Here is a 26,031-nt window from a genome sequence, read left to right as displayed (position 1 = left end):
TTATATCCTTGAATAATGATATTGCTTGCCAATACGCATTCACGTTTAATCAATTGGAAAACAAGGTTATACTTTAAATTGATTGATTGTATTGATATTAATTTCAGATACAAAACAAACCTGACTATTTTGTGACAAATTAATACTTTTTTTGCAAAGCTTATGCATTAGTACACTTTAGTATCGCTATGTTAACGATATAACCCAACTTCATGGACTATAACCCGTCATTTCCACAAACCCTTCTCCGACATGAGTCCCCTTAAAACTCACCATGCCCTCAAAATATTCAATCCCAAAACGCATGATCTGCTGTTGATTAATGACCGTGACACGTACATCAACATTCAAACCGATACTTTGTTTTTTCACCTGCAAGTCAAACGCATGGGGATAATCTAGCGTATCACTAACATGGCTAACCAACTTAATATCATTCGTATCAAGAATTTCAATACGGCCATCACTGTACATCAAACTGCCATAAACATAATCCTGTTCAGACGAACGAATACGGTAAATCATCAAGGCCTTATCGGATGATAAACGCAGCGAAAACCAATCCCATCCCTGTTGATCATCTGCCAGCATTGCCGAGCCCCATTCGCGGTCAAACCAAGCTGAACCCGTCACATTCAACCATTGCCCCTGCCATAATACTTCACCTTTTACATCAATGAAGGGTTGAGAATAATAATGGCTAGCGTTTGCTTCGCGCTGATGTTTTTGGCTATAACCCTGCTCACCTTGCAGAAAAAAGGGACTCGTTGTCTGTAACGATAATTTGGCCTGCCACGCGGCATCATCTGTACGCGCAGAACCATAACTGAGTTGCGCTGGTAACAGGTTTGAAGGTAATAGCGCAGCCGACGACTGCCATAACCAATCATCGATAGCTGCGCTAAAAGGTTCTGAGGTAATAGTGACATTGCCGAATTCTTCGCGACCATGTCGAAATGCCGCAATATGATCGTTCGTATCCGCCAGTGCGGCATGGGCAAAGTACCACTGCGCTTGACCCACCGAAGTACGAAATAACGTCCACTGCGTCGCAAACTGTATTCCAGTATCGCTCTTTAGATTTGCGGTTAAATACCACCACTCATGGCGAAAATCTTTATGCGGCGAATGGGCTTGTGGAAAATCAATCTTATATCCTGCTGACGCTTGGGTGTATTGCCGCTCTGCAGTCTCTTGATACTTAAGCGGGTTTTGCATTGATCCAGCCGGGTTTTGACTTGGCTTTTCATTCAGTATTAATACCAGTGCTAACAAGAATAAGGGTGTTAACAATATAAAGCTCAAGAAAAGTATTACACGTTTACGAGACTTCATCTGCGCCGCCTTAAGTTCAGTTTATACAGCGGGATACTTAACGCTGGTATCAAAAATAACAATCCGAATATACTGCTAACAGCAAAGGAGCCGACATTGAATATCAGCGGCATCGACCAACCAAACGAAGCCGGTAAAGCCTGACTCACCAAAGCATCAGCCAGTATTGTCGCAATTGGCCAACTTAAGAGCACACAACCACCTGCAAGTAACAGCCATTGCATCAACATATGAACAAACAACTCTCCCTTGCTATAACCCAAACTGCAAAGAATAAATAAATCCGCTTTACGCGCGAGCTCTAAACCATTCGCCGATAAAAACAGACCAAAGCACGCGATCACCAACAAGATAACCGCGATCAATTGCGTCAGCAAAAAGGTTTGCGAAAATATCTTCAGTGCTAATTTTTTAACTTGTGACGCTTGGTATATTTGTTCATCTGTTAAGCCCAATGCAATACTCACAGCTTGCTTATCGATAACGGTATCAGGCTTAAAATACACACCGAAACCACCATAAACCCAACCACTAAATTGCGGATTGGCTTGCTGTGCCCCTAACGTCAGTGAGAATCCCGGATAACCGTATTCATAGTAAATACCTTGGATATCACAGCTATATTGATTATCGCCTTGGCGAATGATGATGGCTTGATCTACCGTCAATTGTCGTTTCAACGCCAGCTGCTCGTTAATGAAACAACCGTGGGAAGTGTTAGTTGATGACGATTTTAACAGTAGTGAGGTAAGCTGCCGTGGAGATTGATAACCGAAAATTTTAACCGAATCATCGGCACTTTTCGCCCACGTATGTTGATGCAACACATACTCGTCAATATCAGCGTTATGCTGCAGCCAATCTTCTACCAGCTGTTTTTGGCCATGATGATAACGGATCAACAGATCTGCACTTAGTTGCTGATCGAGAAAGCGCACAAACGCCCGCTCAAAACTATGTACCATTAAGGCGGCAGCAATACTGGTGGTAAGTGCCAGATAGAAAGCCGCCAAGGGTAAATAACGCCGTCCAATCTGGTTACTGGCATCTTTAAAAATGTAGTTAATTCGAAAAGACTTAGCCCAAGCTCCACAGAGCCATAGCAATCCTTGTAAAAAATGCGGTAACAGCGCGACACTGGCGCTCAATAATAAACCGTATTTGAACATGATTTGATACCAGTCATGACTCGGCCACCAGCCAAATAACAACAATAACCCAACGGCTAAGATCAGGGTTATAAATCGAGGAAACCGTTCTGATACTGCGTTGTCTGAACGCGCGATATATGCAGTGCTAATGCGCTTGAACTGCTTAGTTAATGCCAGCAATACCGCAACCGATGAAATAATCACAGCCCATAACGCGTATTGCCATTGCCAAGTAAAATGACCACTCATATTAAGTGAATACAACTGACTAAACGTTAATCCCAGCAAGGGTAACAACACTGTCACCAAGGCGACGGCAATTAAAATACCGACAATACTGGCAATCAGTATCAGCCATAAAGCTTCCAGTAACATCGCCATTTTAATCGTCTGTAGCGTGACCCCTAACAAACGTAATTGCATCGCTAGTGCTGCACGTTTATACCATGCTTGCTCTCCTGCCTGAAACGCAATAAACATGCTCACAACAAATCCTAATGACGCTAATGCCATTAAATTTAGGTGTAGCGCATCGGCAAAGCCACTGCGTTCTTGATATGACCAAGGCTCGTTGAGAGATAAATGCGCAGGCAATACCGCCTCTAACGCTTCTTTTTGTTGTGCTATCGATGATGTAGAAGATGATGCAGAAGATGGCGATACCATTAATGCACTAAAATCAATCTGCTGGGGAAATAACTGCCACGCGAGTCCAATATCAAGCAATGCGACTTTGCCCCATTCCTCACTCGTTGTTAAAGCGATAGGGATAGTGGTGTTGTCAGCTAAGGTAAGTACTGCACTCTTATCGGCACTCTCATCTGTATTAATATCTGTATTAAAGTCTAGGTTAATGTCACTGTCAGCCGTCAGTGACGCCAAGTGGGCTTGAGTGAGTAACACCGCTTGGTGATTATATTGCACGGGGTTGGCAATGCTCAGCGCCAGCATATCAATCGCCACAAACTTCAGCCGTTTGCCATTCTTCAGATGTTTTCGGAACGTTAATACCGGCGTAATTTGCGTAAATCCTTGTCTGCGCAAGTCCGAAAAATCACTTTTAGTCACTCGCCCACCCTGCTCGGCAACGATATAAAAGCCGACCGGACTGGTTAACTGGGTATTAGCTTGTTGATATTGTTGTTTACTCGCATGATTTAACACCAGAATACATAACAAGGTACTGGTGGCGATAGCTAAGCTGAAGATAAAACCCAAATGTAATAAGCGATGCTGCTTATATTCTGCCATTTGGGTTTGTAATACCAACCAGAGTTCTTGCCGACCTGGTCTGCTAAACAAACAGCGAAGAAAATGAATAATATGGTGTTCCGTCACTTAACCGTCCCTCTTTGGACTCTGATTAACTAAGGTTAGCTGACCATTCGCTAATTGATAACGCTTATCCATTGTCGCCGCGACATGAACGCTATGGGTGACAAGTACCAGTGCGGTATCGTGCGACTTTACTAACTTCATCAACAATGCCACCACACGGTGACTGTTATTGTCATCAAGATTACCGGTTGGTTCATCTGCCAGTAATAGTTTAGGTTGCGCGCTCATCGCTCTGGCAATTGCGACGCGTTGTAATTCACCACCAGAAAGGGTTTGTGGGTACTGCGTTAATAAGGATTCAATCTCCAACTGTTGGGCTAATTCACGGCACAAGTCAGCATCATAACGTCCAGCTAGTTTGGCACTAAAAGCTATGTTGTCCTGTACCGACAAACTAGACAATAAATTATACTGTTGAAAAATGATCCCCAGCTTTTGCTTTCGCAGCTCACTCAGTTGCTTGTCATTCGCTTGCGCCATTAGCACACCCGCAAGCGTGATCTGGCCTTGCTGTATCGGCTCAAGTCCGGCAATAAGGTTAAGTAAGGTCGTTTTTCCACTGCCACTGTCACCCATTAGGCCAATACATTCGCCAGCTCCCACTGCTAAGCTGACATCTGACAATAATTGTCGCTGACCATGGCCGTCGGTTATTTGGTGACTCAGAGATTCGATGGTTAATGACAAATGCACTCCTTGGCAAACAGTAATAGTGGCGATATAGATGGCAAAATACCACCGTCCGTTTAAGAATAGGCTTTACGTCGGCAACAGACCAATTAATACTGCACCAATAAACAAAGCACCAAGTAGCAGAAAACCAAATCGCACAGCAATGCCGTCATTGTTAATGAATGATATAAGAACACACTGCTATTCTTTGCTATTATTATTGATTATTAAATTTAAGAAGGTAGGCAGTATGTCAACTTGGAAGAGTCTTGTGATGGTATGTGTTTTGGTACTGAGCGGGTGTACTAACATACAAAATTTACGCGATCTGGACGTGAGTTTAATTAAGATAGAATCGATACCGTCATCTGGGTTATCGCCCCGTTTTAATGTGCACTTGTTAGTCTCAAACCCCAATGCACAAGACTTAGATATTGAGGGGCTCAGTTTACAACTTAATGTCGCAGATAAAAAAGTACTGTCAGGTGTATCAAATCAGCTGCCGACACTAAAAGCCTACAGTGAAACGCCAATCGAAGTACAAACCAACGTCAATTTATTTTATATATTCAAAGTCCTCACATCCTTAAATCAACAGTCAGGTGAAGGGATCAAGTATCAGCTTAAAACAACCATAGATCCGCAAGGCTTTATTCCATTAAATGTCACTAAAGAAGGTATTTTAGATGAGGATATTTTACAGGGGCTTTCTACAATAGCTAAGTAGCATCACTACATAGTGGCGAATGGCATGATTAAAAGTAAATATTGAGATAAAAAAATACCGCTCACCATAAAGTGAGCGGTATTTTTATACTATCTTTTTATACTACAGAAGCCTAACCGTTATTTTTTAACTGGACGGCGACGACGTGGTGGCTGTGAACGTTTTGGTACATAACCTAAAATAGAATCAGGGATACCCACTTTCGCTTCAAAACCTTCCACTTCTTTACGTTCAATAACGTGCTCTAGCAATTGTTCGATAGCACATAAGCTACGGAAATCATCACGAGATACCAGTGAAATAGCTTCACCCGTTGCACCAGCACGGCCAGTACGACCGATACGGTGAACATAATCAGCCGCTTCTTCAGGTAGATCGTAGTTAACTACACGATCTAAATCATCAATATCAATACCACGAGAAGCAACACCAGTTGCAACAAGTAGGCCTAGCTCACCGGATTTAAATTCTGCAAGTAACTGCTCACGCATCGCTTGACTACGGCCACTGTGGAATGATTCCGCTTTGATACCGCGTTTTTCAAGCTGGGCAACTAATTTAGCCGCGCCACGTTTAGTCTCAATAAAGATCAACGCTTGCTTCCAGTCATTTTCAAGGATCATATGGCTAAGCAATGCAGATTTAACATCTTTATCAACCACTGTTAACCATTGATCAATTTCTGGCGCAGTTGTGTTTTCTGGTTCAATCGAGATTTCCAGTGCGTAGTTAATAGCAGTTTTTGCTAAGAAACGTACTTTGTTCGATAACGTTGCCGAGAACAATAAGTTTTGACGTTCTTGTGGTAAACGCTCGATGATTTTGTTGATGTCGTTAACAAAACCCATGTCTAACATTCTGTCCGCTTCATCAATAACTAATACTTCTAGTTCATCAAAATGAAGTGCACGTTGATGGATCATATCTAATAAACGACCTGGCGTCGCAACCAGAATATCAACGCCTTCGATTAGACGTTGTTTCTGTGGATCTATGTCAACACCACCGTACATCGCCATTGATGTAAGGTGTAAATGACGACCGTATTGTTCAACATTTTCAGCTACCTGAACCGCTAGTTCACGTGTAGGTGTTAAGATCAGCGCACGAATACGTTTACCACGTAATGTATGCTTGTGGCTGAACATTTGTAATAATGGTAATACAAAACTTGCTGTTTTACCTGTGCCTGTTTGCGCAGCTGCGATCAGGTTTTTACCCGATAAAATAGCCGGTATTGCTTTTTGTTGAATTGGAGTTGGTTGCGTATAGCCTTGTTCCGCTACCGCTTGTGTAATTAATTTGTTTAATCCAAACTTAGAAAATGGCATTTTTAATCTCAGGTATTTGATAAATAGGTAAAATAAACTTCAATAGGTAATAAACTGTTAAGGTTGGAATAAGTAACAGTTGGATATTGGCGTGCATTCTAACACGAAGCAAGGCTCGCGGGGTAATTTAACGTTTACTGTTTTTATTTCGATACATAACTTGATCTGTTTGTGCAATCATCTCTTCAAGTATCGGCAGGTGCTCATGATGGAAGGCTCGATAACCATAACTAAGCGATGTTATTTCATTTGTATCGAATTCTGACACCGCACTATTATAACCGCCCAATACACGCAATGAGAGTTTTTCCAAGTGATGTTCATCATCAGCAAAGGATGTCATGATAATAAATTCATCGCCACCGATACGGGCAATTATATCACTTTCACGGCAGCCCGCTTTCAGAACCTTCCCTAATACTGCAATACATTGATCACCGAACTGGTGCCCCTGTTTATCATTGATCTTTTTAAGATGATCAATATCAAGATAAACCAAACCGATGATTTCCTTTGCACGTCGAGCATCTTTAATACGCTGATCACCAAGAATAGATAAACCTCTGCGGTTGTTAATTCCCGTCAATTCATCCGTTAATGCCAATTCGCGAATCGATTCGTAATCTCTTAACATTTTTAAGTCAGCAGTGATTAATCGGCAGCACTGTTCAAGTAATTTAATCAAGACTGGTGAATGATCTGTTGTTTTGGTATCTATGATACAAATCGTGCCGAACAATTCACCGCAAGGCCAAAATATTGGCAAACCACAGTAAGAGCCTATTTTACCGTCAACGACTGGCGGCGACACTTTCCAATAAGGATCTGATAGTGTATTTTGAACATCTACCCCTTGCTGGTTTTCGATTATTTTTCGACAAAAGCTATCGACATCCCATGCCCAAGTATCATTTTTAGAAAGAAAGTTACTTTCGTTTTTGCTGGCTACAACGACGTTAAACTCATTTTGACGTAACTGAACTATCGTACCGCATGCCGAATCAAATAATTCAGCAATAAGATCCACTGTTTGCTGCCACTTATCCAAATTAATCATACTCTGCGGTGAGCGAGATAAACAAGCTTGACTATCGAACATACTAACTTTCCTTTTCCTTAACTAATGAATACTATACAACTGAAAGTAGTTATGAGGATATACCCCTGTAGCATTACTGAAAGTATAAATATCACTAACCAAAACTCAAAGAGCACTTGAAAATGTTTGATGCCATAAAAGAATTTATCAATCCAAGTAAAAACCCAGATATCGCCAAAGCATTCGAGTATCAAAATACACATTTGCCAACACTGTGGTTATTAGGTAAAACAGGCGCAGGTAAATCTTCGTTAATACAAGCTATCACTGGCGATAGCGATGTTGAAGTCGGTAATGGTTTCGAACCTTGTACCATGACATCGCACGCTTATAACTACCCTAAAGCAACGCCCCTACTGCGCTTTCTTGATACCCGTGGATTGTCAGAAGCAGATTATGATCCAGCAGAAGATATTGAGATCAGCGCGCAACAAGGCCATGCTTTACTTGTCATTGCTAAAGCTGAAGAACCAGAACAAAGCGATGTTATCAATGCATTGCAGAAGATTAAAAAGCAAAATTCAATCAAACAAATCTTAATCATCCACACAGCGGTTAAACAAGTAAGCGCCGATGAGCAAGCTAAAACGGTGCAATATAACCAGCAACAGTTCGAGAAAATATGGGGTGAGCAGCTCGCTTACCTTGAAGTTGATTTTGAATTGGCCAACGGCGAGACATTCGGTATACCCGCACTAACAGAAAAGCTGGCCGAACTATTACCGATCATCCAACAATTTAATCAACAGCAGCAACATGACGATACCGAAGGCGCTAACTTTCAAAAACTAAAAACTGAAATACTCTGGTACGCAGGTTCCGCTGGCGCGGCTGATGCAATACCCGCCGTGGGTTTAGTCGCCGTGCCAAGCATTCAAGCAAAAATGCTCCACAGTTTGGCAAATCAATACGGTGTCGATTGGGATAAACAAGCCTTTGCAGAGTTTATCGGTACCTTAGGATCGGGCTTTGCCTTTCAATATGCGTCCAAACTCGGTATTCGCCAATTAGTTAAACTCATTCCAGCTTATGGACAAACCATCGGCAGTGCATCTGCTGCAGTCATTAGCTTTGCATCCACCTATGCTATTGGTCGCGCCGCATGTAAATACATGTACCATAAAAGTAAAGGTGAAACGGTGTCTAATCAAGATATGCAGGACGTATACAAAGACGCATTAGCGAATATTAAAGAGGTAGCAAAAAGTGAGACGCGTTAAAAACAGCCTGACTCAATTAGACAAGCTTTCAAGTGGTGTCACCGCCGTGCTGACTTTAGCCATATTACTGCCGATATTGGTACTGTGTGGCTTTGGTTTATACGCCATTATCCAATATGGTTACACCTTACATTTTGCTATCGCGCTGGTCGCTAGTTTTTTCCTTTTCTACATACCCTTGCTATGGCTACGCAGAAAAACCAACATCAAAGTAGCGGCACAGGAAGTCAGCGACGACAGTCTGGTTCAAGCTTCTGCTGACTGGTCTGAAGCTGAAAACGTAATTTGGCAGCGCCTTAATGAAAATATTGACACACAATTAGCCGAAGATGATGCCTGGGGATCGTTAAAAAGCCATGGTTTAGTTATCGCCAATGTAACTGCACAAGCATTCTCGCGCGGAGATCTACAATTTTCAGTCACCGACGGTTTAAAGCTACTGGAAGAAGTCAGCAGACGTTACCGTGCAACCCTCAAAGACAATGTGCCTTTTGTTGAAAGCATTAAAGTCTCACACCTCAAGTTTGTTTTTGATCACCAAGACAAAATCAAAACCGGCAAACAAGCGGCGGACTTACTCAGTAAAGCCTATCGCGTTTATCAATTTATCAACCCTGTTGCAGCGCTCACTAAAGAAGTGCGCAACAAGTTGCTCGGCGATATTGCTGGTAACGTCGGCGATAATTTACAACTCAATATGAAACGCGCATTTCTGCAAGAAGTGGCTGCCGTTTCGATTGATTTATACAGTGGTCGCTTTTCGATTGAAGATAAAGACATTAAGAAAAGTACTATCGCAGTGGAAGATGAACAAAGTGAACCTAAACCACTAGAGCCTCTACGCATTGCCGTTATCGGACAAATTAGTGCGGGTAAGTCATCGCTGATTAATACAATTAAAGGCGCTCTGGATGCAGAGGTAAGTGCACTGCCCTCTACTAACGCAGTGAATGTCTATAGCTGTGCTGTCGGTGATATTGAAGTGCTGAACTTGGTGGATTTACCCGGCCTTGATGGTAATGATAAAACCAACAAAACAGTACTCAAACATGTCACGAATGCAGACATGGTGCTGTGGGTGTTAAAAGCCAACCAATCATCACGCCAACTCGATCGTCAATTTATGCTCAGCTTAGAAGCGTTTTACGCGCACAAGGATAACTTACATCGTAAGAAGCCTGTGTTTACCGGGATCTTAAATCAAGTTGATAAGTTAAAACCGTTAGCGGAATGGTCGCCACCTTATGATTTAAACCAGTCGGATTCGCCCAAAGTGGATACCATCAATAAAGCCATTGAGTACAATCAAAAACTGCTCAACTTGAATAACATCATCCCGACATCGTTTTCTAGCGAATCACAGGTCTGGGGGCTTGAAAGCTTAGAACAACTGATTGCCACTAATCTCGATGCAAGCATCAATGTACAGCGTAACCGACAACGTTTAGAGGGTGGCAATACCAGTGCATCGGCGCAATTTAAACGGGTCTTCAGCGGTGGTAAAAGCTTGTTTAAGAATATGATCTAAGCTAACTAAAGTAGGTCGTCGATATGACTGAATAACCATATCGACGACACGAGATCATAAGATCAGCATCTTACTCACTAATTTACTTACTAGCTCACTGGCACAGCAGCTGAGACCAGTTCCAGATGCTCCAAGAACTGCTGTTTATCCATTTCTCCAACAACGCGTAATTGTTGCAACTCCTGACCATCGGCATCAAAGAACAGCATACTTGGTGGACCAAATAACTGCGCCTTCGCCATCCAATCTGACTGCGCTGTTGAATTGTCGGTAATATCAAACTTCATTGCATTAATGCCTGTCATTTTAGCGACCACGTCTGCATGAGAAAATACCTGCTTATCCATCACTTTGCATGATGTGCACCAGTCTGCGTACAGATCCACCATAGTCACCGCTTTAAGTGCAGGTAAGTTATTAATTGCAGTTTCAATCTTAGTTACCGACGCTGTTTTCATAAATAACGGTTGTGAACCTTGTTCGGTACCTTTATTCATCACACCACGTTGGGTAATATGCTGCAGCGGATCTGCCATATCATCAGCCCCCGTCACCACACCAATCATAAGCATCGCGCCATAAACCAAGGACACGAACACCACCACGTGACGTAACCACAATCGACTTACTTGTATATCAGTAATACTATGGATGTACATCGCACAGCTGATAATCAACAGTGCCCATAATCCAAGTGTCACCGACGGTGCTGCAAAGCGGCTTATCAGTAATATCGCTATCGCTAATAACATCACGCCAAAACCTTGTTTAACGCGGATCATCCAAAGGCCACTACGCGGTAAAAACTTCCCGCCTGATGTACCTATAATAACTAAAGGTACGCCCATGCCTAACGCCATTACAAATAATACACCACCACCGAACAACCAGTCTTGCGTAGTCGATACATATAATAATGCCCCCGCTAAAGGTGCAGACACACAAGGTGAAACAACCAAGGCAGAAATCGCGCCCATCATGAACACGGTAAATACCTTCCCGCCAGATAATCGTTGTGATTGGTTATTTAACGCCACCTGTAATCGAGACGGTAATTGCAGTTCATAAACCCCAAACATAGCTAAAGCAAGTAAGACAAACAGTCCAGCAAAAATCACCAACAACCATGTTTGTTGCATCGCGGCTTGAATATTAATACCTTGACCCACTGTCGCCATCAGCACGCCAATCATCGCATAGCTCGATGCCATGCCAAGCACATACGCTAACGAAATATAGAAACCTTTCCACCCCGTCATGCCATCGCCTTGACCACCAATAATACTCGATAAAATCGGGATCATCGGCAACACACAAGGCGTAAATGCAAGTCCTAAACCGAGTACGAAGAATAACAATAATGCTTGAGCACGCCCGGTACCTGCGAGCATGCTAGCCAAACCTTGACTGTCATTCGCCGTATCATTAACAGCCGCTACCAATGAACTACTTGCTGCTGTTGTTTGTGCTTTTACCGCAGCAGTTATAACAGCAGGAACCTTATTTTCATTCACTCCCTTAGCATCGTTAACATCAATGCCATTAGAATCAATCGCACTCACATTAATTATTTTACGTTGTGGTAAATAACATAAACCACTATCGGCACAGCCCTGATAACTGACCTTCACATTACCGCTACCTGTGAAAGGTAACGTGACAGTTAACGCTTGATGATAAACTTTAACCAAGCCAAAGTTAGGATCCTGTTTCTGCTCTGCGACCACCGAAAATTGCGGCTTAGCTAAACTAATATCGCCATCAAGCTCATCACTAATAGCTTTAAACGAAAATCGTTTATGGTAAAGGTAATAGCTCGCTTCAGTCGCAAAGTTAAGCACCAATTTATCGCCATCAGTCGAGCGAGATATTTGAGAGGTGAATGGAAAAGCCTCGTTTACCGTTAAAAATTTGGCCTGTGCATTACTGCTCGCTTGCGCCCAGGTTGATACGCAGATACTTATGAGTAACATCAGGAAAATAATGCACTGCGCTACAGCCTTATTTGTCTGTAGTGATGTTTTTAAAAATGACTTCATAGTAATAAAAAATCCGTATTTTGGTGAACGTTTAATTGTTCATCTACAAGTACAAAACCAATCTCTTCAGGAACGGCTAAGCGAGGGTTAATTGTTAATGCGGTACTCATGATCCCAGCTTGTAAAGCCGTGTTCGCGACAACGGTTACAGAAATAACCTGTTTATGAGTATCCTGCGAAGCTAGTATGTGCGAGCTGTCATGATCAGAAAACTGCTGTCGCCTTGCATAATGTGCCGACGTGGTCAGCGCTTGATTACGTAACGGTAAGGCAAACAACGCTTGTGTTTGTTCATGGGGATTAACCACCCCCACAATAAAATCATCACCATCAGATTTTTTACCTGCAACACGAATATCACCACCAAAGTTAATCAGTACACCACTACTCGCTGCTGATACCATCGCCAGCGCTTGATCAACCGCGACTTCTTTAATCACACCACCAAGGTCTAACTGAGTAAGTGGAAAATGTAAGAGTAAGTAATCATCTTCAATCTCCCATGCACTCAGCCCCATATAAGGCGCCGCATCTTGATATATTTGCTCTCGCGTTAGGGTAGTGCGCTGTAATAATGCTTTTACAGTACCTACGGTAATATCAAAAATCCCCTGCGTTAATGCACTGTAATCGCGCACCTTAGTTAAAATATCGCGAGTCTCAGCATCGACCATTACTCGCTTTCCCTCTCGCTGATTAATCAAGGTAGTGAGCATGGACGTATCCGAATAGAAGTTAAACTTGGCTTCCAATCGTTTGGTATTAGCTTCAATATCAAGCGCAAGCTGCGCCGCATTAGACGCAGCATCAATCGTAATTAAAGTCACTTCACAAGGTACAGTCATTGCCATGAAATGGTGCGTATAGGCTTGGTTAGTAGTCATAGGTAACTCCCACTGCCCACCAATTACTCGCATAACCATTACTCTGTTCATAATAAGCAGCCAAGGCATTCATACGCCATTTAGACGATAACTTAATGCTTGCCCCCAGTTCATAGGCATTAGCATTAAAATCACCTAATCGAATATCTGAAGTGGCGTAACCTGTTGATGCAAAAGTAGGATCTTGTGCTTTAGGATCAATAAAGAAGTTCGCCCCTTGTTGGGTGTACCAAAAATAACCTGGCGCAAACGTTAACCAATCAGTTACTTTGACACTCATTTTACCGCCGAGTTGATGTGACGTTACGCCCCAGTCATCGGTAAAGAATTTATAACGAGGACGAACAACAACGCTGTCGCTAACGCTGTAGAATGCTTGCAAGTTTACGCCACCAGAAATACGAGTATCAGGACGTGAATCTTGTCCTAAAAACACCTCATCATCACCAATTGAACCGTCACCATCAATATCAACTTCACGTAGTACGGTCAAATAATGATTACTTAAATAACCACTTTTATAACCGCCATAAGCCGTGAAAATGGCATATAAATTAGGTGTGAATACTTGTGACATGCCCACTTCCATGCTCGATGTGAAAATGTCTTGCCATTCTTGGGCATTGCCACCATTTTGATATTCTTGGAATGCTAATGTCTGATCCGTCAATATCGAGCCGCCAACACTAAACGAACGGTTTTTAGTATTGTCGGTATAGAACAGCGCTTTCGCATTGGCGCCCATACTCTTGTAATCTTCCTCTTGCGAATAGTTTACCCCGGCAGTCCATTCATCACGGTCTTTATCCCGGTAGGTCACATTAGTTGACGCAGAATAACGGGTATCTTCTAGCTCAACAGGACGTATTTCATAATTGCCACGATGGGGGTCATAACCCGCTCGGATCACTTCCGAGGTCATATTTTGTGCATCTTGGGTAATTTGGTCATGTGAGCCAGATGATGGTGTCGTCGCGACCCAAGCTGGAGAAGCGCCAGAAACAGTGTCATAGCCCAATTCAGCAGTGATAGTCCAATCTAAACCAATATTTTTTTCTAATGACAACACATTATCACCGGCTTTAACTTTATCGCCGTATTCTTCAAAGCTCATATGATGGATAGAAATGTGATCGGCTGCAGATGCTGAACCTGCAACAAGACCAAGTATCGTTAACGGTAATTTTATATTCATTATTTTATTCATCTTTAATTAGTTACAACAGTGGTTTATCAACAGTGACTTATCAGCTATTCCTTATAAACCACTCACGATAAAACAGGATAAGTTTACAGGCGGTGATAGGTATATTTAGTTACAGCCACAACCGCCGCCCCCTACACCATTACCGCCAATAGAACCCTGTTTATAGGCAAATACTTTTTCTGAGAAAAAGTCAAACTCAGGCACCTCTCCTCCTGGTTTCATGGCCTTTTTCGCCAACGTACCTTTTTGCCAGGGCTTAACTGGTTTCACACTAAACCAATCACTTATCGCAGAGAACAATGACGGTTCTTCCAGCTCTTCACTTTCTTCTTGGTGGGCTAATGCGCGGGTATTTAAAATGGGATTCACCGGTATCGTTGTAGGCATAAGCGGAGATGTGACCGATAACGGTACTAATACGGGTACTAATACAGGTACTGCAACGGGTAACGCGGCAGTATCAACGCCCGCACCAAGCCTTGGCGTTATCTTTAGCGGTAAAGGTTGAACAGTTCCTACTTGTTTGGTTTTAGCTTCCAACTTAACAACTGATTCCGTTATCACTACTTTAGGTTTATTGTGAAAAGGCTTAATCGTCACAGGTACCACCGATGGTTCGACAGTCGCTACCGCTTTATCGCCTTGGTAAACAACGCGGGAAACCGACTCGGCCATGTGAACAACTTCTGCTTGCAGACTAAAGCTAGCGAGAAACACCACCGAAGATAACAAGGTTAAAAGAGAATAATGCTTCATTGACTTAATCCCATCGCTTTTAGGTCACTCATCACGACGTCACCGATATGGTTAATCGCACCATAACGTACCTTAAGTACTTGCCCTTGATAAACGTAATACAAAGCAGGCATACCAATCGGTTGAAAGTCATCAACTAATGCTTGTTCATCGTCATTTACGACCCTGAAATTGAGCCCAAGAGATTGTTGAAATGCAATCCCTACAGCCATATCCTCATCAACATCAACGCCGACTACATCAACCCCTAATGCACTCAATTCGGGGGTATGTTCATTCACTTCCGGTAATTCCGCACGACAAGAAACACACCATTCGGCAAAAAAATCAATCAGCGATACACGGTTTGGATCTAACCCTAATTGCGCCTGTGCAGATGCTGATAGCATCTCACCTTCTTGATAAGCATGTGCTTGGCTAGACAATAATAATGTGAACACCACAAGCCATTTTTTAAACATAACTACCTCTAATATAATAAATAAAACATTTCTTTAAAATTAAAAGCTTGAAAACTAAAAGCTTAAAAACTAAAACGCTACTGACCCAACACGAGCCTAGGCTTGGATTCAACCTTAAGTGCCTTCTCAAAATAATCAGCTAGATCGGCACTATCTTTAGCATCAAACACCGCACCAAGACCGCCTGCGCATTGTTGAAATTGCTTAATACGATTAGCCGAGACACCAAAACCGATAAAACTCACTTCAATGTTTAAGTTTTGTTGGATTTCGTCACACAAGCCCGCGTTCATTAAGTCATCAAAGTACCGACCTCCTCCGTTATCAGACCCATCGGTAAACAAAATTAATCGTTGAGTTAGTGACGAAGACGTCACAGGGGTAATCTTCCACGCCTGCTGCCATTTTTCAGTAAGCGTTCTAACGCCCCAAATCAAGCCTTGATAAGATGCGGTAGTACCACTGGTACTTAAGCTGTTAACATACTTAATCACGTTATTGAGATCGTTTGTAAGTGGTAAAATAAATGCCGTCTGACTACAACGATCCAACCAAGGTCCAGGTGTAACTTCTTTGAAATCTAGGCTCTTGGGTGACGAATTTAACGACCTCACTGTTTTATCAGCATCAAAATCACTACCGCGATAGGCCAAACCATCAACACATTTAGGGCTTGCTTTAGAGCTCGAAAGCCAAGGTGCTGCCATCACCCCTACTCCGGTTTGAAAAGGCACAATAGAAAAGCGAACTTGATTATTACTCGGGTCAATGTCGCTTATCACATCGGTAATGATTCTTTTTAATTCAGGTAAATCCGATCCCATCGAACCTGAAATATCCAGAACGAGTGAAAAATCAGTCGGATTTTGAATCACATTCGCCACTAATTTAGCGCTAGAACCGCTATTTGATGCAACCAGGCTTGAACTATTAATTTCAACTGGCAGTAATTTTTTCATTGCAGGTTTAAAATTATATTGCACTGATATATTGCAACCCTTGTCACCATCCAAGCTGACATTATTACCAAGCGCAGGCAGCACAAAATTAGGGCGGTAATAATCTAAAATACCGTCAATAACGGTTCGCTCATCACTTTGCTGATACCCGCAGGCAAGCCCTGCGGCTTCAGCAGCTTGACCCGTTCTAATCACAACTTGGCTGTACATCGAAAAAAACACAGTCATGGCTAATAAGCTCATAATCGCGGGTAACATAAACGTGAATGTGAGTGCTATTGCGCCACGTTGACGTGATATGGACATCATATTTTACGCCCTATTAATAACGCCGAACTTTGATAATAACGGTCACTGAAGTTACGTATAAATAAAGGGGTAATACCATTACCAAAGCTCTCGATACCCTTAATACACAAAGTGACTTGAAATAGTTCAGCCTGCTGTCCAGCATTTATGCCGGGCTTTGTACCTAGCGGTGATAAATCCTTTAATGATGATAATGGCGTAGCCGCAGTGCATTCAGCCCCTACATTTATAGGACCCGGTTGGGCAGTTAAAGGATCAAAGACTAATTGTTCAAGGTGGAGTCCAATATCAACTGACGACTTAACAATTAAATCGTTGAAATGCCGCTGTGCAACTTGTAATAACGCATCCGCTAATTGCGTCGAAATGATAGGTTGAGTAGCAGGACTTGAAGCTGGTTTATTCATGCCATTATCACATTTAGCGCAAACTACAATTGATGTAAGTGAATAAGCTAACGCATTAAGTTGGTTCTTGTGGTTGATCCCTTGGTTTATCTTTAAAACAAATAAAACCAGAATAACCATTACTAATGTAATGATAGGGAATTCGATGACAATACTGCCACGCTGAACAGCATGCGGTCTGCGTTTAGTTCGCATAACTAGCACTCCGCTCTACAGTCACTAACGTCGTGCGTTTAAAGTTTGATAAACGCTCAAAACTATCAGAAAACCCTGCAACAAATAGCGCTTTATACGGATACAACAAGGTAAACTCAGCGAAGTCTTGCCCGTCAAAACTGGTTACAAAATCATCATTTTCTAATGCAACCAAACTGGTAAAATAATGAGCTTGAACAGTGATTTTGTTACCATTCAATAATGGTAATTGTTGTTCTGACAGGGTTAATTGTAATTTGGCGGTTAAATCTTCACGCGAACTATCAACCACTAACTCTCGCGTTGCTGAAGCTAAGGCAACATCAAGCATACTGCTCACCATCATAAAGCGGCTAATTTCGATAAGCCCCAACAGCAATACAAAAAATGGCACAATCGTCACTGCAAATTCAATGCTAACGCCACCTTGCTGTCGATTTCTCATGTTAGACAGAATCATTGTTTAACCTGCTCTGTCAATAATGACCCTTGCTGTGATTGGCCTTGATAAAGCTGCTGATAATAAGCAAGATTATTTTCTAATTCAGCTTTAGTTAGATCTTGTTTTGCAATGGTTTCTGCAGCTTCAACATCGCCCTTCATAGCAAAAGCTAAGGCCAAATTCTGACGGCTTTTAGACGTCGAACTACCACGTAAGTAATGTGAATAAAGCACACCGATACCTTGCTGTGGTTGCCCATCTAGAATCCAAGCGAGTGCTAAATTATTACGGTATTCTAAATTATCTGGAGCATTAGCAAGCGCACCTGTGAACGCGACTCTTGCTTGAGGGTAGTCCTTAAATAATGCGTAATTAATGCCTAAACTGTTTAATGCTTTAGCATCGTTAGGTAATAATTCAACCGCTTTTTTTAAATCTAAAATAGCGCCCTCTAAGTTACCTAAACCTTGCTGTGCATTGCCTCGTTCACGTAATATTTGACCACGTATCACAGATGATTTATTGGTCTCAATTAGCACCAACGCCTGTGCTTGATTAAGATAATGCAGTGCTAAATCAAATTCAGACATTTTGTTGTAAGCAGTCCCTATCGCTAACAACAGGTCGGTATCGTTTGGGTGCAAATCGAGTTGCTTACGATAAATAGAGATCGCACTGTCTGGTCGGCCACTATCAAGTGCCAACTTTGCTAGATCACGATCCGACTGCATTTCTTCGGTCTGGCTTAATTGATTAGTACTACAACCAGATAAAATAAGTAAGCCAAACATAAGAAATACTTTCACCAGTGATTTTTTCATCACATACCTCCAAGGCTATCTAATAATGCGATGATCGTTGGTGAAACAATCAGGACGACTACAGGCAGCATGATTAATACCACCACAGGTAATGACATTTTCGCGGGGATCTTACCGACCCTCTCTTCTAGACGTAAATATTGATATTGACGGCTGTCACTGGCGATTAAACGCATCGTTGGCGCTATCTTACTGCCATATTTTTCAGCTTGAGATAAGGCGATGACCATGTTTTCAACTTCCACTAATCCCGTTCTCTCCGCCAAGTTATTTAATGCCGTAATACGAGAGTCCAATAAACGTAACTCCGCTTCAGTGATTAACCACTCACGTGATAACTCGGGAGTAACGGTAGTCATTTCACGGCCAACACGTTGAAATACGGCTTCCAATGTTAAACCTGATTCAACACAAATAACCATTAAATCGAGCGCATCAGGCAGTGCTAGCGCAATACGGTAATTAACCGTGCGGGCACGCCATTTCAGCCATTGTTCAGCAACAAGTCCACCAGAAATAGCAAAGATTAAGGTCTTAGCCATGACGAATTTATCGGAATCAAAATCGACATACCACTGCCACGCCATCGCACTAATAAGCATTAAGCTTACTTTGCACAATAAAAATATAGCGCTTGCTCTTGGGCCATGAAATCCAGCTTTAACCAATAGTGCGCTAATATCAGGCGCGACAGTTAAACGGCGTAACCAGCCAATTTTTGACGCTGACTTACTTAAACCAAGGGACGAATATTGCTGTTGTGCCGATTCCGATGCTGATACCAACACCAGTCGTTTTAACAGTTGCTCACGGCGCTGTGCTGGAGCACTAAATAACAGTGCTATAACCGCACCAGTAATAAGCAAAGTAACGGCTATCCATAAAGATAAAGACATTAAGCTCTCACCTTCGTTAACAAATGAATAATAGCGAAACCAAGCGCCATACTGGTAACCACATAACCTAAGACTAAATGTCCACTCTGGTTTTGAGTTAACGTAATAAATGCACTCGGATTTTTAAAAAACATCACCGAGATAAGGACTATCGGTAGGCTTGCTAAAATAGCGGCTGTCATACGCGGCTCTGCCGTTAAACTTCTGATCTTCATCTTAATAGCGGAGTTGTCATGCACTGTTCGACTCAAACTATGTAATACCTCACGCAACTGACCACCATTCTCTTCGTTCAAAATTAATGCCACGCTAAAGAAATGAAAACTCACATAAGGCAAACGAATACGGGCCTGGTTTAGCGCTTGCTTTAGGCCTATACCAATCTCTAATTTATCGCGGATCAAACCAAACTCGCGACCCAATATCCCTTGTTGATAACCGGCTATTTGAGCGATAGCTTGCGGCACTGAAATACCTGCCGACACAGCCCGTGACATTTGACCTAATACTTGCGTGAAACCAGCATTAAATTCACTATGTTGACGCACAGTCATGATCCAATAGCTCACAGCCAACACCGAAAATATGATAATCGCAATAATCATCATTCTCATTGACGGCGTAAAAAAAGGTAACGTAAACCAGACAGCAACAGCCAAAATAGCTAACAATAGTTGTATAAGACGCTTAGCTTTACGCCCAAATAAGGCGTCGACACGCGCTTTCAGATCGTGGCTATATTGCAATAAAGGGCTCGTTTTTTGCGCCCAATGAAATAAAGTTGATGTCGCTTTATTATCTGTACTGTTCACTGTTGATATCGAACTTAACCGACGCTTTAATACCTGTCGTTGACGCTGATGCTGTAAGGCTTTATAACTGCTAAATACAAACATAATCAATAACAACAGGGCTGTCACCATGACTGACATTATCGAACTCCCATGGCTTGTTTCAACTGAGATTCAAGTTGGTAGTAACGCGCCTTCTCACTAAAACGCGGCAATATTTTCGTGGATAGAAACTCCCCAACAAGATCACCGTTAACGTCCATTTTCTGATAATCAAAATGGAACAAATCATGAGTAAGGTATTGATCACCTTCAAGGCCGACGACTTCGGTAATATTAACCACTCGACGTTTACCGTCTCGCATACGTTCCACTTGTACAACCACATCCAAAGTACTAGCGATTTGGCGGCGTAAAGCAGACACAGGTAAATTAACCTCTGCCATTAACAACATGTTTTCTAAACGGATTAACGCATCGTGCGGTGTATTAGCATGCAGCGTTGACATAGAACCATCATGACCTGTATTCATCGCCTGCATCATATCAAACGCTTCAGCGCCACGGACTTCACCTAAAATAATTCGATCAGGACGCATCCGTAATGCATTACGTAACAATTCTCGCTGACCAATGGCTGCAGCGCCTTCGACATTGGCAGGCCTTGTCTCAATACTCACCACGTGTGGTTGCTGTAACTTTAATTCTGCAGCATCTTCAATCGTAATGATGCGTTCGTCGGGTGAAATACCAAACGACAATGCATTCAGTAATGTCGTTTTACCTGCACCTGTACCACCTGAAATCAATACATTAACTCGGGAACGAGCAATAATATTTAGCACATCCGCCATCTCAGACGACATGGCTCCGAGCGCAGCAAGTTGCTGCAAGCTATGTTTTTGCTCATTAAATTTACGGATAGAAATACACGTACCATTTAATGCCAATGGTGGAATAAGCACATTCACACGGCTGCCATTAGGTAAACGCGCATCAACCATCGGCGTTGTTTCATCCACACGGCGACCGATACGGCTTACTATTCGGCGCGCTAAATTCAATACATGTTCTTCATCGCGAAAGCGAACATCAGCGCGCTTGACCTTACCGCGATATTCAACGAATACCTCGGTATGACCATTAACCATGATGTCTGTTATCTCAGGATCATCCATTAACACTTGTAAAGGCCCCAACCCCAGCATTTCATCAACAAGGCGCTGGCTAATATTACGCTGCTCAGTCCCCCCAATTGGAAATTGCTGACGAGCAGCAATGTCACCGACGGCTTCAAACGTGCGAACTTCAAGTTCTTCAGGCGTCAGCGTGACAACGACAGCAGGAGCAATAATCGCCATTATCTCTTGTTGGATAACACGAAAACGTTGCTCTTCAACATTACTACTCGGTGTTACGTCCGCAACATCTGCGGATACGGATAATGTCAGTAATGACTCCGTTGGCGTCGGTGTTACTGTATTAGTTCCAAACATTACGCCCCCTTACGCCAGCGAAACACACTAGGCTTTGATACTTTTGATTCACCACTAATAACAGCAACCAATTTTTTCAATGCTTTTGCACTGCGGCTTTTTTGATTAATAGCCAATAAACCGAGCGCATTACCGGTCCGCATATCCTCTGGAGAATACGGGATTTCAACATCCAATTTACGGTCCAAAGTCGCCGCAACATCATTAGCCGTAATTAAAGATTGTGCTGCGGGTTTGGTGTGATTAAGTACCACTATCGTGCGAGTATCTAATGCGCCTGTAGATGCTAATTTCGTCAATAGCTGGTTGGTACTGCGGATAGATGCTAATGTCGGTTCAACAATCACCACACGGATATCACTGTGATTTAATGTTTCAAAGCCCACTTTATCGCGTAAACAGAATGCAGGAATATCCCAAATAACATGGTTTGCTTGTTCTAGGCAAAAATCAGACACTTTATCCATACTTGCAACATCAGGCCAAAAGTGCAGTTCAAAACCAGACGCATAACCGGTAAATAGGTATAAATCATCATTAACCTTAACCCCGCTACGTTGATAGATAACAGGCTCTAAGCGATCAGGGAATTGCAGCATTTCTAGCAATGCGTTATTCGCTTGTACACTGAATTGTAAGTCTAAATCACCGGTCAAAAAATCAAGGTCAGCACAAGCGACACTGGTCTGACTCAATTGAGATAAACCCCAAGCAATATTGGCGATTAACGAGGTTGTACCAGCGCCACCTTTGGCACTCACAACTGCGATCTTATTACGCTTTACATGATCATTCGCGATTGGATTAGACGCTTGCATTATTACTGCCCTCCTAAGCTAGATGAAATACTACTGCTGTTATTTTTATCTGCTTGATCGCTATTGCTGGTCGTTGGCTGATAATAAGTATCCACTCTTGATACAGCTTTACGACCCTCTGTTGCATCGAGCGTACGCCCAATAGCAAGATCTCTTGGTGTTGCAACCATTTGCGCTAAAGCACTCGCATTGGCGCAACCAAAGTTAGGGCTCGATTTAAATTCATTTAACACACTGTGTTTCTGCTTCCCTGCAGCACAATTCGGTACTAGGCTACGATAAGATTCAACGAATAAGGCTACATCAGCTACCGTTGATGTTTCAGCTACTTCGCTTGTTACCTGAGATGGATACACACCGGCCTGTTTTAACAATGCCGTTAATGCAGGTACTGCACTCGCGCCTTTGCTGCTATAAGTGGCTATCTTTATCCGCAATGCTGACGAATCACCTCTTTGATAAATAAATTCATTCAACGCGGCCTGATCACTTTTTGATAATCCCTTTTGATCCAGTTGTAACGCTATTTTGTGCGTAACGGCTTCTACTTGAACTTCAGGTTGACGCTGCACAGAATCAATTGCACAAGCACTCAACAAACCACACATTATTAATATCGAAAATATCCGCATAACTACCTCAGTAATAAAATCCGTTATCGCCAAGCAGTCGCGGTTGGCGATTGTCAGTACGATCTTCATTTGCTGTTGAACTTGTTGTTTGTTTGTCTATTGGCCAGGCTAATAAGCGTTCAACATCACTCATCGGGATCAAACCATCTGTTGGCAACGCGAATGTGTCAGAACGAGTCGGTTGCACTAAATAAGCCGTCGCAATAATAATGAGTTCCGTTTCTTCACGTTGAAACTCAGTTGAACGAAATAGCGCACCAAGTACTGGAATATCACCCAACAATGGCATTTTTTGTAACTGCTCAATATCTTTTGATTGTAATAAACCACCTAGTGCAAAGCTTTGACCACTAGCCAATTCTACCGTCGTTGCAGCGCGGCGCGTCACAAACGTAGGGAATGAAGAACTGCCTTCCTGTCCGCCAATTTGTACGCTTGTTTCCGAAGATACAGTGCTTACTTCAGAAAATACTTGCAGGCTAATTTGATTCGCACTTAATACCGTCGGTTTAAAATCAAGCTTCACACCAAACTGCTTATACTCAACAGATGCAGTGTCGTTATAAACCAAAGGTAGCGGGATCTCGCCACCAACAAGAAACGAAGCTTCTTCACCACTCATCGCGGTTAAATTAGGTTCTGCGAGCACCGACATCATGCCGTTAGTTGCCAAAGCATCAACAATTACCGATAGATCAGCCCAACCAGCAGGGTTCACACCACCCAGTTTTCCGCCGTAATTATCTAAAAAGGCAAATGTACCAGTACCAAAACCTTGTGAACCCCATTTGATGCCCAATTTGTTCGACACTTTACGAGATACCTCGGCAATACGAATACGTAAATTAACCTGATTTGGCATAGTGACTTGTAATTGATTAATCAATTCATCGTCATCCGTTTTAGCGACTGGCGCGGCAGCAGGTGTCCCACCTTCCGAGCTAGCACCTTGCTGAGCCTCACTTGATTGTGCTAACGCCGAGACATAACCTTCAGATAAACGAACTATCTTTTCCGCCATGCTGGCTGTCGGTACTTGCCCTTTCAAAAACAACTTACCGGCGGTGGATTCAGCGTTAAATAATGCATCAGGAAATTCATCATGAATGAGATCGTTAAGCTCTGTGACATTATGATTAACCTTCACTGTCGCTGAATAAATAACGTTTTCTTTAGCATCCAGTACATACAAAGATGTACTCCCTGTTTTCTTGCCGAACACCATGATCTTGGTATTGGTTAAAGTTTGGTAATCGGCAATACCACTACTCGCAATGAAAATAGACTTAGCAGTACTTGGCAGTACCACTAACCGCGCTTTGTTTAATACCACATCCAAAGTCTGCGCTTGTAATACTGTGCTCAGTAGTAATAACGACAATACGCTCACTAATTGTTTAATCATTTTCGGTTCCTGCATTACTCATCACTCGTTTTTCTTTAGCGCGAAATTCAACTAAACCAATATCCGGTTGGACTTGTTTAATTGCAGGTAAAATATCATCGACATTGATAGCTGCGATTACCGCATTATCTGTATCTAAGTTGTTTTTACTGCGTAAGACCATCGACAATGTACCCAGTTGATTGGCTAACGTAATTTGATTTGCTTGTGTCGGTGACACTTCTAACGTCACGGTGCTGTTATCTGGCAATACGCCTTTATTATTTTTTTGCTTTTCCATATAACGCGTAAGCTGTAAAGCGTCATTAAAAGCCAATACTCGGACGTTCTGCGCAATAGTTTTAACGTATAAACTTTGGGTTTCATTACCACGAGAACGCAGTTCTTTTTCTTTTGATGCCAGCAGTAATACATCAACATGATCACCTGGGCCAATTAAGCCAGAGTTAGCAGTTACTTGATCAACAGGTACTGACACTGCGCGATAACTGGGGCGTAGCATCACCGACAAAAAACCGCCTTGTTCAGGTTTCAAAAAATCTGATGGGCTTAATATTTGTCCTGCGACAAAATCATTTGCAGCCACAGTATTGTCTAACGTCGATATTAAAAATGTGGCTTTATCAATAAAATCGATACGAGTACTAACATCCTGTTCATTTACCGTTTTCCAGGCAAATAACGAGGCACGATAAGGACGACCAATAGCGATATCCTGTGTGGTAACAAGTACTTCATAATTATTAACGAGATCCTGTTTAGATGTACTTACCGCTGGTGCTGACAAGCTGAAAAATAGCCAAATCAACCCAAGTAAAGACGTACAAACAGACAGATAAACTAAACGTTTTGCATGCATAATTGTTACTTCTATTAATACGGCCGAAACCGTATATTCTCTGAGTTAATGTTTATTATTTATCAGCTTTAACTGTATCTAGTTTCTCAATGACAGACTCATAGGTCTGCTCAATCGCATTCGAAAGCTTGCCGTCAGAACCAAAAAATTGCAGCATAATAAGTGACATAGCAGCCGCTAAAATTGCATATTCAATTGCTGCAGCGCCACGTTGTTTTTGTTTGTTGTTTTCCATTTATTGGTCTCTCTGTTT

At 42.3% G+C, this 26,031-nt stretch carries 25 protein-coding genes; 3 read left to right on the top strand and 22 right to left on the bottom strand.

The features are described 5' to 3' along the window. Nucleotides 1-210: 210 nt before the first annotated feature. Genes A923_RS0110140 through A923_RS0110130 form a run of 3 tightly spaced genes read right to left on the bottom strand, consistent with a single transcriptional unit; the run spans nucleotide 211 to nucleotide 4,511 of the window. Nucleotides 211-1,335 carry a lipocalin-like domain-containing protein gene (locus A923_RS0110140; RefSeq protein ID WP_017221566.1) on the bottom strand — a complete coding sequence of 375 codons (1,125 nt, stop codon included), beginning with the start codon at nucleotides 1,333-1,335 and terminating at the stop codon, nucleotides 211-213. Continuing rightward, entirely contained in the window at nucleotides 1,332-3,824 is a 2,493-nt protein-coding gene (locus tag A923_RS0110135) for an FtsX-like permease family protein (protein WP_017221565.1), read from the bottom strand. The genes A923_RS0110140 and A923_RS0110135 overlap by 4 nt, the downstream gene beginning before the upstream one ends. Further along, on the bottom strand, nucleotides 3,825-4,511 hold the full coding sequence (locus A923_RS0110130; RefSeq protein ID WP_017221564.1) for an ABC transporter ATP-binding protein: 687 nt from the start codon (nucleotides 4,509-4,511) through the stop codon (nucleotides 3,825-3,827). It abuts the gene before it with no gap. A 235-nt stretch (nucleotides 4,512-4,746) separates the two neighbouring features. On the opposite strand from A923_RS0110130, the gene A923_RS0110125 reads away from it, so the two are divergent. Further along, nucleotides 4,747-5,223, top strand: coding sequence for an LEA/WHy family protein (locus A923_RS0110125; protein WP_017221563.1), 477 nt, complete (start codon nucleotides 4,747-4,749; stop codon nucleotides 5,221-5,223). A 119-nt stretch (nucleotides 5,224-5,342) separates the two neighbouring features. Here A923_RS0110125 and A923_RS0110120 read toward each other — a convergent pair whose 3' ends face one another. Together A923_RS0110120 and A923_RS0110115 are read right to left on the bottom strand one after the other, a co-directional pair. Further along, nucleotides 5,343-6,554, bottom strand: a complete 1,212-nt coding sequence (locus A923_RS0110120) for a DEAD/DEAH box helicase (protein ID WP_017221562.1) — start codon at nucleotides 6,552-6,554, stop codon at nucleotides 5,343-5,345. 127 nt (nucleotides 6,555-6,681) lie between these two features. Then, nucleotides 6,682-7,653: a sensor domain-containing diguanylate cyclase gene (locus A923_RS0110115; protein WP_017221561.1), complete on the bottom strand. Its 972-nt coding sequence runs from the start codon at nucleotides 7,651-7,653 to the stop codon at nucleotides 6,682-6,684. Nucleotides 7,654-7,775: 122 nt separating this feature from the next. On the opposite strand from A923_RS0110115, the gene A923_RS0110110 reads away from it, so the two are divergent. After that, nucleotides 7,776-8,873: a YcjF family protein gene (locus A923_RS0110110; RefSeq protein ID WP_017221560.1), complete on the top strand. Its 1,098-nt coding sequence runs from the start codon at nucleotides 7,776-7,778 to the stop codon at nucleotides 8,871-8,873. Then, nucleotides 8,860-10,401 (top strand): GTPase family protein, encoded by a 1,542-nt coding sequence (locus A923_RS0110105; protein WP_017221559.1) that lies wholly within the window; start codon nucleotides 8,860-8,862, stop codon nucleotides 10,399-10,401. Before A923_RS0110110 ends, A923_RS0110105 begins: the two co-directional genes overlap by 14 nt. Nucleotides 10,402-10,490: 89 nt before the next feature. Here A923_RS0110105 and dsbD read toward each other — a convergent pair whose 3' ends face one another. The 17 genes from dsbD to A923_RS0110020 all read right to left on the bottom strand — a co-directional run bounded on the left by dsbD (nucleotide 10,491) and on the right by A923_RS0110020 (nucleotide 26,013). After that, nucleotides 10,491-12,440, bottom strand: a complete 1,950-nt coding sequence (dsbD, locus tag A923_RS0110100; RefSeq protein WP_017221558.1) for a protein-disulfide reductase DsbD — start codon at nucleotides 12,438-12,440, stop codon at nucleotides 10,491-10,493. Further along, nucleotides 12,437-13,324 (bottom strand): FAD:protein FMN transferase, encoded by an 888-nt coding sequence (locus tag A923_RS0110095; RefSeq protein WP_017221557.1) that lies wholly within the window; start codon nucleotides 13,322-13,324, stop codon nucleotides 12,437-12,439. Before A923_RS0110095 ends, dsbD begins: the two co-directional genes overlap by 4 nt. Further along, entirely contained in the window at nucleotides 13,314-14,519 is a 1,206-nt protein-coding gene (locus A923_RS0110090; protein WP_017221556.1) for a DUF3570 domain-containing protein, read from the bottom strand. Before A923_RS0110090 ends, A923_RS0110095 begins: the two co-directional genes overlap by 11 nt. Nucleotides 14,520-14,636: 117 nt before the next feature. Beyond that, nucleotides 14,637-15,287 (bottom strand): DUF4266 domain-containing protein, encoded by a 651-nt coding sequence (locus A923_RS0110085; protein ID WP_017221555.1) that lies wholly within the window; start codon nucleotides 15,285-15,287, stop codon nucleotides 14,637-14,639. Then, a complete protein-coding gene (locus A923_RS0110080) occupies nucleotides 15,284-15,748 on the bottom strand; it encodes a TlpA family protein disulfide reductase (protein WP_017221554.1) in 465 nt (154 codons plus the stop codon). Before A923_RS0110080 ends, A923_RS0110085 begins: the two co-directional genes overlap by 4 nt. 77 nt (nucleotides 15,749-15,825) lie before the next feature. Next, the gene (locus tag A923_RS0110075) at nucleotides 15,826-17,016 is read right to left on the bottom strand and encodes a vWA domain-containing protein (RefSeq protein ID WP_017221553.1); all 1,191 of its coding nucleotides are present in this window, start codon (nucleotides 17,014-17,016) and stop codon (nucleotides 15,826-15,828) included. After that, on the bottom strand, nucleotides 17,013-17,618 hold the full coding sequence (tadF, locus tag A923_RS0110070; RefSeq protein ID WP_017221552.1) for a tight adherence pilus pseudopilin TadF: 606 nt from the start codon (nucleotides 17,616-17,618) through the stop codon (nucleotides 17,013-17,015). The genes A923_RS0110075 and tadF overlap by 4 nt, the downstream gene beginning before the upstream one ends. Continuing rightward, nucleotides 17,608-18,078, bottom strand: coding sequence for a TadE/TadG family type IV pilus assembly protein (locus tag A923_RS0110065; RefSeq protein ID WP_017221551.1), 471 nt, complete (start codon nucleotides 18,076-18,078; stop codon nucleotides 17,608-17,610). Before A923_RS0110065 ends, tadF begins: the two co-directional genes overlap by 11 nt. After that, nucleotides 18,075-18,881: a tetratricopeptide repeat protein gene (locus tag A923_RS0110060; protein WP_017221550.1), complete on the bottom strand. Its 807-nt coding sequence runs from the start codon at nucleotides 18,879-18,881 to the stop codon at nucleotides 18,075-18,077. Before A923_RS0110060 ends, A923_RS0110065 begins: the two co-directional genes overlap by 4 nt. Then, complete coding sequence (locus A923_RS0110055; RefSeq protein WP_017221549.1) at nucleotides 18,881-19,777, bottom strand: type II secretion system F family protein; 897 nt, start codon at nucleotides 19,775-19,777, stop codon at nucleotides 18,881-18,883. The genes A923_RS0110060 and A923_RS0110055 overlap by 1 nt, the downstream gene beginning before the upstream one ends. Beyond that, nucleotides 19,777-20,709: a type II secretion system F family protein gene (locus A923_RS0110050; protein ID WP_017221548.1), complete on the bottom strand. Its 933-nt coding sequence runs from the start codon at nucleotides 20,707-20,709 to the stop codon at nucleotides 19,777-19,779. Before A923_RS0110050 ends, A923_RS0110055 begins: the two co-directional genes overlap by 1 nt. Beyond that, nucleotides 20,709-22,064, bottom strand: a complete 1,356-nt coding sequence (locus A923_RS0110045; protein WP_017221547.1) for a TadA family conjugal transfer-associated ATPase — start codon at nucleotides 22,062-22,064, stop codon at nucleotides 20,709-20,711. The genes A923_RS0110050 and A923_RS0110045 overlap by 1 nt, the downstream gene beginning before the upstream one ends. Then, on the bottom strand, nucleotides 22,064-22,882 hold the full coding sequence (locus A923_RS0110040) for a CpaE/TadZ family protein (protein ID WP_017221546.1): 819 nt from the start codon (nucleotides 22,880-22,882) through the stop codon (nucleotides 22,064-22,066). Before A923_RS0110040 ends, A923_RS0110045 begins: the two co-directional genes overlap by 1 nt. 2 nt (nucleotides 22,883-22,884) lie before the next feature. Next, nucleotides 22,885-23,514: a CpaD family pilus assembly lipoprotein gene (locus tag A923_RS0110035; RefSeq protein ID WP_026006185.1), complete on the bottom strand. Its 630-nt coding sequence runs from the start codon at nucleotides 23,512-23,514 to the stop codon at nucleotides 22,885-22,887. 7 nt (nucleotides 23,515-23,521) lie between these two features. Further along, nucleotides 23,522-24,919: a type II and III secretion system protein family protein gene (locus A923_RS0110030; protein WP_017221544.1), complete on the bottom strand. Its 1,398-nt coding sequence runs from the start codon at nucleotides 24,917-24,919 to the stop codon at nucleotides 23,522-23,524. Further along, nucleotides 24,912-25,778 carry a Flp pilus assembly protein CpaB gene (gene cpaB, locus A923_RS0110025; protein ID WP_017221543.1) on the bottom strand — a complete coding sequence of 289 codons (867 nt, stop codon included), beginning with the start codon at nucleotides 25,776-25,778 and terminating at the stop codon, nucleotides 24,912-24,914. The genes A923_RS0110030 and cpaB overlap by 8 nt, the downstream gene beginning before the upstream one ends. 55 nt (nucleotides 25,779-25,833) lie before the next feature. Continuing rightward, nucleotides 25,834-26,013 carry a Flp family type IVb pilin gene (locus A923_RS0110020; RefSeq protein WP_017221542.1) on the bottom strand — a complete coding sequence of 60 codons (180 nt, stop codon included), beginning with the start codon at nucleotides 26,011-26,013 and terminating at the stop codon, nucleotides 25,834-25,836. Nucleotides 26,014-26,031 lie beyond the last annotated feature (18 nt).

The organism is Moritella dasanensis ArB 0140, assembly GCF_000276805.1.
Classification (GTDB): Bacteria; Pseudomonadota; Gammaproteobacteria; order Enterobacterales; family Moritellaceae; genus Moritella; species Moritella dasanensis.
The sequence above is the reverse complement of the archived record's forward strand: the minus strand, read 5'-3'. Positions and strand labels throughout refer to the sequence as shown.

What these genes read in the sequence shown, in the direction of transcription:
- A923_RS0110085 (WP_017221555.1), bottom strand. Translation starts at nt 15,287, where the DNA reads ATGAAGCATTATTCTCTTTTAACCTTGTTATCTTCGGTGGTGTTTCTC.
- tadF (WP_017221552.1), bottom strand. Translation starts at nt 17,618, where the DNA reads ATGCGAACTAAACGCAGACCGCATGCTGTTCAGCGTGGCAGTATTGTC.
- A923_RS0110035 (WP_026006185.1), bottom strand. Translation starts at nt 23,514, where the DNA reads ATGCGGATATTTTCGATATTAATAATGTGTGGTTTGTTGAGTGCTTGT.
- A923_RS0110140 (WP_017221566.1), bottom strand. Translation starts at nt 1,335, where the DNA reads ATGAAGTCTCGTAAACGTGTAATACTTTTCTTGAGCTTTATATTGTTA.
- A923_RS0110075 (WP_017221553.1), bottom strand. Translation starts at nt 17,016, where the DNA reads ATGATGTCCATATCACGTCAACGTGGCGCAATAGCACTCACATTCACG.
- A923_RS0110110 (WP_017221560.1), top strand. Translation starts at nt 7,776, where the DNA reads ATGTTTGATGCCATAAAAGAATTTATCAATCCAAGTAAAAACCCAGAT.
- A923_RS0110020 (WP_017221542.1), bottom strand. Translation starts at nt 26,013, where the DNA reads ATGGAAAACAACAAACAAAAACAACGTGGCGCTGCAGCAATTGAATAT.
- A923_RS0110115 (WP_017221561.1), bottom strand. Translation starts at nt 7,653, where the DNA reads ATGTTCGATAGTCAAGCTTGTTTATCTCGCTCACCGCAGAGTATGATT.
- A923_RS0110080 (WP_017221554.1), bottom strand. Translation starts at nt 15,748, where the DNA reads ATGTTTAAAAAATGGCTTGTGGTGTTCACATTATTATTGTCTAGCCAA.
- cpaB (WP_017221543.1), bottom strand. Translation starts at nt 25,778, where the DNA reads ATGCATGCAAAACGTTTAGTTTATCTGTCTGTTTGTACGTCTTTACTT.
- A923_RS0110045 (WP_017221547.1), bottom strand. Translation starts at nt 22,064, where the DNA reads ATGTTTGGAACTAATACAGTAACACCGACGCCAACGGAGTCATTACTG.
- A923_RS0110040 (WP_017221546.1), bottom strand. Translation starts at nt 22,882, where the DNA reads ATGCAAGCGTCTAATCCAATCGCGAATGATCATGTAAAGCGTAATAAG.
- A923_RS0110090 (WP_017221556.1), bottom strand. Translation starts at nt 14,519, where the DNA reads ATGAATATAAAATTACCGTTAACGATACTTGGTCTTGTTGCAGGTTCA.
- A923_RS0110125 (WP_017221563.1), top strand. Translation starts at nt 4,747, where the DNA reads ATGTCAACTTGGAAGAGTCTTGTGATGGTATGTGTTTTGGTACTGAGC.
- A923_RS0110120 (WP_017221562.1), bottom strand. Translation starts at nt 6,554, where the DNA reads ATGCCATTTTCTAAGTTTGGATTAAACAAATTAATTACACAAGCGGTA.
- A923_RS0110065 (WP_017221551.1), bottom strand. Translation starts at nt 18,078, where the DNA reads ATGATTCTGTCTAACATGAGAAATCGACAGCAAGGTGGCGTTAGCATT.
- A923_RS0110055 (WP_017221549.1), bottom strand. Translation starts at nt 19,777, where the DNA reads ATGTCTTTATCTTTATGGATAGCCGTTACTTTGCTTATTACTGGTGCG.
- A923_RS0110060 (WP_017221550.1), bottom strand. Translation starts at nt 18,881, where the DNA reads ATGAAAAAATCACTGGTGAAAGTATTTCTTATGTTTGGCTTACTTATT.
- A923_RS0110095 (WP_017221557.1), bottom strand. Translation starts at nt 13,324, where the DNA reads ATGACTACTAACCAAGCCTATACGCACCATTTCATGGCAATGACTGTA.
- A923_RS0110030 (WP_017221544.1), bottom strand. Translation starts at nt 24,919, where the DNA reads ATGATTAAACAATTAGTGAGCGTATTGTCGTTATTACTACTGAGCACA.
- dsbD (WP_017221558.1), bottom strand. Translation starts at nt 12,440, where the DNA reads ATGAAGTCATTTTTAAAAACATCACTACAGACAAATAAGGCTGTAGCG.
- A923_RS0110050 (WP_017221548.1), bottom strand. Translation starts at nt 20,709, where the DNA reads ATGTCAGTCATGGTGACAGCCCTGTTGTTATTGATTATGTTTGTATTT.